Source organism: Microcoleus sp. T2B6 (assembly GCF_036700475.1).
Taxonomy (GTDB): domain Bacteria; phylum Cyanobacteriota; class Cyanobacteriia; order Cyanobacteriales; family Microcoleaceae; genus Microcoleus.
Window position 1 is genome coordinate 1 of the sequence record NZ_JAUBOZ010000186.1, and the last position, 7,279, is coordinate 7,279.

At 43.2% G+C, this 7,279-nt stretch carries 6 protein-coding genes; 3 read left to right on the forward strand and 3 right to left on the reverse strand.

The features are described from left to right. Window positions 1–104 precede the first annotated feature (104 nt). From QUA00_RS35660 to QUA00_RS35670, 3 genes are read left to right on the forward strand one after another with little or no spacing between them, the layout of a single operon-like run. On the forward strand, window positions 105–2,357 hold the full coding sequence (locus tag QUA00_RS35660) for a tetratricopeptide repeat protein (protein ID WP_333413261.1): 2,253 nt from the start codon (window positions 105–107) through the stop codon (window positions 2,355–2,357). Then, complete coding sequence (locus QUA00_RS35665; protein ID WP_333413264.1) at window positions 2,293–3,642, forward strand: TraM recognition domain-containing protein; 1,350 nt, start codon at window positions 2,293–2,295, stop codon at window positions 3,640–3,642. Before QUA00_RS35660 ends, QUA00_RS35665 begins: the two co-directional genes overlap by 65 nt. After that, complete coding sequence (locus QUA00_RS35670; protein WP_333413265.1) at window positions 3,639–4,802, forward strand: hybrid sensor histidine kinase/response regulator; 1,164 nt, start codon at window positions 3,639–3,641, stop codon at window positions 4,800–4,802. Before QUA00_RS35665 ends, QUA00_RS35670 begins: the two co-directional genes overlap by 4 nt. Window positions 4,803–4,883: 81 nt before the next feature. On the opposite strand, the gene QUA00_RS35675 is transcribed toward QUA00_RS35670, so the two are convergent. The 3 genes from QUA00_RS35675 to QUA00_RS35685 form a co-directional block, all read right to left on the reverse strand. Further along, on the reverse strand, window positions 4,884–5,561 hold the full coding sequence (locus QUA00_RS35675) for a response regulator transcription factor (RefSeq protein ID WP_333413267.1): 678 nt from the start codon (window positions 5,559–5,561) through the stop codon (window positions 4,884–4,886). Window positions 5,562–5,719: 158 nt separating this feature from the next. Further along, the gene (locus QUA00_RS35680; protein WP_333413269.1) at window positions 5,720–6,415 is read right to left on the reverse strand and encodes a hypothetical protein; all 696 of its coding nucleotides are present in this window, start codon (window positions 6,413–6,415) and stop codon (window positions 5,720–5,722) included. A 597-nt stretch (window positions 6,416–7,012) separates the two neighbouring features. Next, on the reverse strand, window positions 7,013–7,279 hold a 267-nt coding region (locus QUA00_RS35685), incomplete at its 5' end, for a hypothetical protein (RefSeq protein ID WP_333413271.1).

Genomic DNA, 7,279 nt, shown 5'->3' on the forward strand with positions numbered 1-7,279 from the left:
GGTTTTTAGCTGGCATTTTTGTAGAGATTGACTAAACTCCTTTTTTATTATACCCTATTTAAAGGTACAACAGCTTATCGCCTGAGTTTGTCGAAACCAATCAAGTGAAAGAATTAGACAGGATTGCGGAAGAGATTACGGTTCGTATTGATTTTCCTAATGGCAATGGTTCTGGGGCAATTATTGCCAAACAAAATGGATTTTTTACTAATAATTATTACATTTTGACTGCTTATCATGTCGTGGATGAAGCAGTAAAATATCAGGTTGTTACGCCGGATGGCAGGCGACATTCAGTAGATCATAGCACTGTGAAACGTTTACCGGGAGTGGACTTAGCAGTGTTGCAGTTTACTAGCAATCAAAATTACAGAGTGGCAAGTTTGGCTAGTAACTCCGTCAAAGAAAATAATATTACTTTCGTCTGTGTTTCTGGATGGCCAGTTTCAAACAATAATGCAGATAAACCTAGTCGCTTATTTTCAGTTGGTGAAATTATTAGACCCAACTCGATAGAGCTGGTCAGAAAGAATTCCAGCTCTTTGACTGACGGGTATGAAATGGTTTATTACAACATAACAGCAGGTGGAGTTAGTGGTGGGCCAATCTTGGACATTGACGGACAAGTAGTTGGAATTCACGGAAGAGCTGATGGGGAAGAGACAATAGATCAGGCTGGTGAACGCCGTCCCATTCAGTTAGGTTATAGTTTTGGTGTTCCAATTAATAAATTTTTAGGAATGACCTCACAAATAGGAGTAAAAGTTGGTGAATTAAAAATTGATTATCCTGTATTGCCAAACCGGCTGTCCGACGAAAAGAGTGTTCTATCTCAAGAAAAGAGTACGCGAAATATACTAAACTTAGTTATAGCTGTTTTTAAAATAAAACACTTAGATACTTTTAACGATCCAATTGAATTGACAAATTATGCAAATAGGCTGTGGAGAATAGGGCAATATGAGGATGCCTTAGCAGTTTTAAATAGAGCTATCTCAATACAGCCCAAACTATATCAAGCATGGTATTTACGAGGATTAGTGCTTCACGCACAACAGAGTTCCCTGTTTAACAAACAAAAATCAAAGCCAACAAATCAAGAAATATTGGCATCTTTTTCTAGGGCAACTTCTATTGAACCTAAGTTTTCCCCAGCTTGGCGATGGCAAGGTATATTTTTACAAGAATTAGAACGATATGAAGAAGCAATAGAATCTATCAATGAAGGGATTAGTTTAGACTCTAAAGATAGTAGACTTCATCAGCTAAAAGGTGATTTATTGACTAAAATTAAGCAGTATGAAAAAGCAATTGCTGCCTACACTCGCTCCATAGAACTTCAGCCTAATTCGTATGCTTATTTCATCCGAGGATTGCTATATGATTACAAGAAAGAGAAAGATAAGAAAAGAGCGCTATCTGACTATACAGAAGCAATTAAACTTGACCCTGATTTGGTTGAAGCTTATAATCGGCGAGGGGTTATTCGTTCTGAGTTAGGAGATACACAAGGAGCATTAGAAGATTATGAAAAAGCTATTAAACTTAAACCTGACTATGCAGAGGTTTATGTATGGCGAGGTGCAGTCCATTTTAAACTAAAAAATAAGAAAGAAGCATTAGCTGATTATGAAAAAGCTATTAAACTTAAGCCTAACTATGCAGAGGCGTACTTAGCACTAGGTAGTTACTACTTCGACTCAGAAAACCTAGAAGCGGCAATTACTAGCTTGACGAAGGCTATTAGCCTGAATCGCAACTTGTTTGCAGCTTACTCGCTCAGGGCAGCAGCTTATTATAAGCGCAATGATATTAAGCTCAATGATATACAGAATGCAATAACTGATTTCACTCAAGCAATTCAGATCAATCCTGACCATTTAAAAGCTTACCAAGGTCGTGGAAAACTGTATTATAATATAGAAGACTATCAAAATGCAATTGCAGACTTTACCCAAGTTATTCGCCTGAAGTCTAACGATTTTGAAGCTTATAATAACCGAGGAGTAGCTTACCTTAAGATTAATAATCCTCAGAATGCTCTTAATGACTTTGATCGGGGTATTGAACTCAATCCTAATTTAGCTGAAGCCTATTTAAACCGTGGAATCACTAAATCTAGCTTGAATGATTATTCAGGAGCAGTTGATGATTTGACTCAGGCAATTGAGCGCCCTAGTTCTGATAATATCTGTACTGCCTGCGCTTACAAAATAAGGGGGATTGCTCAATCTCAACTGGGAAATCGTCAAGGGGCTGTTGCAGACTTAGAAAAAGCTGCACAACTTTTTCGTGAACAAGGGGATATGGCTAAATACCAATCGGCATTGGATCTACTTAGGGAAGTTCAGGAATAATTCGATTGCAGAAATTGGACAAGTTATTGCTCGAAATGCTAGTCCGGGGGAGAGTAAAGGCAATGAGTTTTTTGAGAAAGCAGGCGAGTTGATGGCGAAGGGTTTAGTGCAGTTGGCAAAAAGCAGTCCTTACCCGGATTTAGCTTTTGTGTACGCAATTATTCAACTGCCAGATTTGGTCAAGCGCATCGACCACGCCGTTCATCGACCCGACGGTCATCCCCTCAAAATGGACAGGTGGATTGCCTCTAGTTTTTCGCAGTTATTAAGTTCAAAAGATGCTGAAAAAACAGTAGCGGGCATTAAGGCAACCGCAGAGGCAACCTACTCCAGTTTCATTCAAAAAGATTTGTTGCGGGCATTTATTGGTCGCAGCACCATTCCAATTGCTTTAGAAGGCAAAAAGTGCATTATTTTCAAATTAGATGACCAAAGGCGCACTGTAGTGGGGCCGCTGTTAGCTGCTGCTATTCACTTATGTGTGGTGTCTAATTTGAGTCGGGTACGTTCTGACCCATTTTTGTACTGCTTAGACGAGTTTCCATCTCTCAAGTTCGACAGAATGGATCAGTGGGCTAACGAATATCGTTCTGCTGGTGGCGTGCCGATTGTTGGCATTCAATCGCTCAATCAACTCTATAATCTCTATGGGGATAAAAAAGGGGCTGCGATCGCCAGTGCTCTGTCAACTCATGTCCTCTTCAACCCCGGCGATTTTGAGACAGCCGAGAAATATTCTAAGCGGTACGGGGAAGTGGAAGTGCTGGTAAAAAATCGATCGACCGGCAGCTCGACGGGGCAGCAAACGAGCCGTTCTGTCAACTGGAGCGAACAGTTGCAAAAGAAACCGCTGATTAGTCCTGACGAAATTCTGAGGTTTCCTCAAGGCAAGTGCGTCATCACTTCACCGGCCTACGCAACGGGGACGGAAGCTTTATTTCCCTACCCTCTCAAGATTCCGGTGCGGCCCGGCGACATAAAGCGAGCTAAAGAGTCTGAACAACTGTGGGACAGCCGCATCAGACCGCAGCTTGAAAGGCGGGCGAAAGCTTTGTCAGTAGAGCAGCAGACGGGTAAACTGCTCAATATAGATGAAGAGCTGGATCAGCGGATTCGATTCGCTTACCAATTGCTGCCACATCCGAACGATCCAGAAGAACCCGTGACTGTGGCTGATGTTAAGTCGCCTGTTAATGCTGCTGGTGCGAACAGCGCGGCTGGGAAAATAGCGGTTGGCAATATTCGGAAAAAACTCAAAACTCTGTCCTTTGGTGGCGATAGATGATGGAGCAAACTAAACAATTTTTGGCTGACATTTTGATTGTTGACGATATTCCCGCTAACATTCAACTACTTTCTCAATTGCTAATTGAAAACGGTTACAAAGTCAGGAAGTTGATTAGTGGACAACGAGCTTTAAAAGCAGTAGAGTTGCAAGCGCCCGACTTGATTTTGCTAGACATAAAAATGCCCGGTATGGATGGTTATGAAGTCTGTCGTCAACTTAAAGCATCTGAAGCTACTTGTGATATCCCTATAATTTTTATCAGCGCTTTAGATGACGTATTTGACAAAGTAAAAGGGTTTGAGGCGGGCGGTGCTGACTACATTATAAAACCTTTTGAGCCTGTTGAAGTGTTAGCGCGGGTATCTGCCCAACTTAAAATGCAGCGTTTACAGCAACAACTTCGCTGCGCTAACGTGCAATTGGCTACACAAAATGTTCAGCTCAGCCAGGAAATTCAAGAAAGACAGCAAGCAGAAGCCAATTTAAGAATGCTGTTGCACGCTGTTTCGCACGATTTGCGATCGCCTCTATCGGGAATGTCGCTGCTGCTGCGAAGTCGCCTCAATGATGCTGGCAACAACATTGTTATTGATAGGCGGACTATGGAGGTTATGGTGCAAAGTTGTTCGCGCCAACTCCAGTTGATTGAGTCACTAACAGCAACACAACAGTTTGATGTGAAAAGTGCTTCTTTAGCCATGAAGCCGCTGTCGCTGCCCACTTTAGTCCAAAATATTCTTATTGAAAGATTACCAATTCTCAACCAGCATCGAGTCAAGGTTAAGCAGCTTTTTGCAGCCGATTTGCCTTTAGTCAATGCTGATGCCCAGCAGCTCTGGCGGGTGTTTGGCAATCTGATCGACAATGCTGTTAAATACAATCAGTCTGGGTTTATTTTGACTGTAGAAGCTAAACGGGAAGGTGAGATGGTTTGCTGTACGGTTGCAGACAATGGGGCAGGAATTTCTCCTCAGCAATGTGCAAGATTATTCGAGCCTTATACGAGGGGAGTTGGAGTTAGTTTAAGGCAAGGGTTGGGATTGGGACTTTACATTTGCAGGCAAATTGTTGAGGCTCACGGCGGAGAGATAGGTGTTGATAGCGAATTGGGAAAAGGAGCGAGGTTTTGGTTGACCTTGCCAAAGTTTGAAGATTGACAATATGCCATAATTTGCTACGCGATAGCTACGCCTCAAAAACCACTTTTTTTAGAACAATTAGAAGCTGCATTCCAACGGCTAAACCAGCCCCAAACGCAGTGCTTTAACGGCAGCCTGGGTGCGATCGCTCGCTTCAAATTTAGCTATAATCATCTCTACATGACCTTTGGCGGTGTGGACGCTCATTCCTAGTTGAGCGGCGATTTGTTTATTGCTTTTACCCTCAACTAGCTGCTGCAAAACCTGCATTTCCCGTTCAGTCAGCTTGATGTCGTCATTCGCATAGCTATAGGGCAGTGGCGTTTTGAGATTTTGCAGCACGCAGTCGGCAATCTTAGGGTCTAGGTAACTGCCACCTTCTTGCACAGTCGTAATCGCTGCTAGAAGTTGTTCTGCGTTAGTGCCTTTAACGCAGTAGCCGTGAGCGCCGCTTGACAAAGCCGCCATTACCTGAGTTGGATTGCTGTGGTGGGTGAGCATCAGGATGCGAGTATGCGGCAGTGCGGCTCTGATTTGCTGCGCGGCTGCAATACCGTCGATTCCGGGCAAGTCAATGTCCATCAGGGCGATGTCTGGTTGGTGTTGCAGTGCAGCACTGACGGCTTCGTTGCCGTTAACAGCTTGTGCGACAACTGTTAAATGGGGTTGGTTATTGAGGATATGCTGTAGACCGAGCTGCATCATCGGGTCATCTTCAACTATCAGGATGGTTTTTAGTTGGGTTGTTTTTGGTTGCGTGGCGGTAGTTGCAGTCACGGCTAAGATTCCTACTACATTTTATCCATAGTCTATTGTTTTTCCTCATATTAAAGAGTGTCATCCTCCTATGGAAAGAAGAAAAGTATTAATGGGCGATTGCGTCGGGAATAAGTGGATATCTATCGATAGGAGGATGACAATTAAATGTGAACTGATTATATCGACACTTCGTTGATTTCATCCAAATTGACTTCATCCAAATTGATAGCTGTTGCTACTTCCTTCGGTTGAGGTGTTAGATGACCATTGAGCTTGATAACTGTTTGTTTTCTCTCTCGTTCAATGGTAGTCAAAAGCCAATTTTGAGTGTGTCGGTGTTGCTTGCTGTCCCAGGCAAACTGAACTTTTTCTGCAGGTTGAGTCGGGTGCAGTGCCAAAATAATCAGTTGTAGCTTGTGAGGCTCGATCTCGAAGAATTCGGCAGCTACCCATAACTTAACTCGGTCTTGCCAAGTCAGTACAGGATGGCGAATCGCCCACTCAAATAGTTTGGGCGTCCCTTTGACTAGACCCACATTTGCACGGACTTGTATCACTTTAAATGGATGAGAAGGGGAAGAACTTTCTTCTGTCACTCCCCTTTTTGTTCGGTCTAGTTTTGTTTGAATTGGAATGTCAACAAACAGTTTTCGCTGCGGTAAAAACAGTGATGGCGCGAGTTCTTGGAGCTGGAAAACCCACTGCTGGAACTGGGGGTGACTGTTGAGAATTGGCTCCACAGGTAATCCCATTAAAATTTGCTTGACAAGCAGTTGCAAGCGTTCTTGCAGATAGGAAGGAACAAGAGGTGGCTCTTGTACTGGGCTAGTATGAATAGTTTGATTGAGGTCGGATAGAGTAAGGAGGTACATTGCTCAGAGCATAAAAGACTGAGCAATAGCGGCGATCGCCACAGAAAAAGTCCGGGAGTGCGGAATAGGATTAAAAATTTATAGCCCACATCCTGCACCCTCAACTGTCACAGAGCATGAAGCATTGTTGAGAATATTCATACCTCGCGTTCGATTGGATAGTCTTTAAGCAAAAATACTCCTGTCAGGCGATCGCCTGACACTGCCTCGCCTTTTCTTGTAGAATCATGGAAAAAAAATTACCAATTTCCTAGTTGAAAGCAAGCCCAAATTTATGTTGTTTTTACTTTAAAAAAGCATTTTTGCCACTAACTGAAGTGTTATTCAAGCAAGGTATTTCAACTAAATAAGTAGTACCCGCTTATAAGCAGGTGGAAAAAAACGCACAGTTTTAATCCAATCTTGTGTGAGATTAGAGACGATTAGCTGTTTCCCAAGCACTCACCATCTGTAAAGGGAAGCCCGGGGAGGTAACAATTGCTGAGTTGCACTATCAAAGGACTCAGTTTGTGCTGTCTTTTGAACGGAGTTCTGAGGACATTCAAGCAATTCGCACTCAAGCATCGTTTGTTTTACCAACATCAGGAACAGACCGGTCTAGATTTGCTGTGACCCGGCAGGAATTGTTTGAGTACCGTCCCCCCGCTTACCATCCAATTTGACGGCAGGCTGCTCGGTTTCTTCCAAAAACTGTGCCACAGATTTGATGACATCTGTTGCGGTTTTGGGTACGAGAACCAAATCTCCAGATGCCAGCATATCTAGTAGGGCACCGGGTTTTCCCTTGCCTCCGTACAAGTGACCCATAGAAGCTGCAAGCTTTTCAAGTTTTTCTGGTGTCTGTCGCGCAACTCGCGCTCGAAA

What these genes read in the sequence shown, in the direction of transcription:
- QUA00_RS35670 (WP_333413265.1), top strand. Translation starts at nt 3,639, where the DNA reads ATGATGGAGCAAACTAAACAATTTTTGGCTGACATTTTGATTGTTGAC.
- QUA00_RS35680 (WP_333413269.1), bottom strand. Translation starts at nt 6,415, where the DNA reads ATGTACCTCCTTACTCTATCCGACCTCAATCAAACTATTCATACTAGC.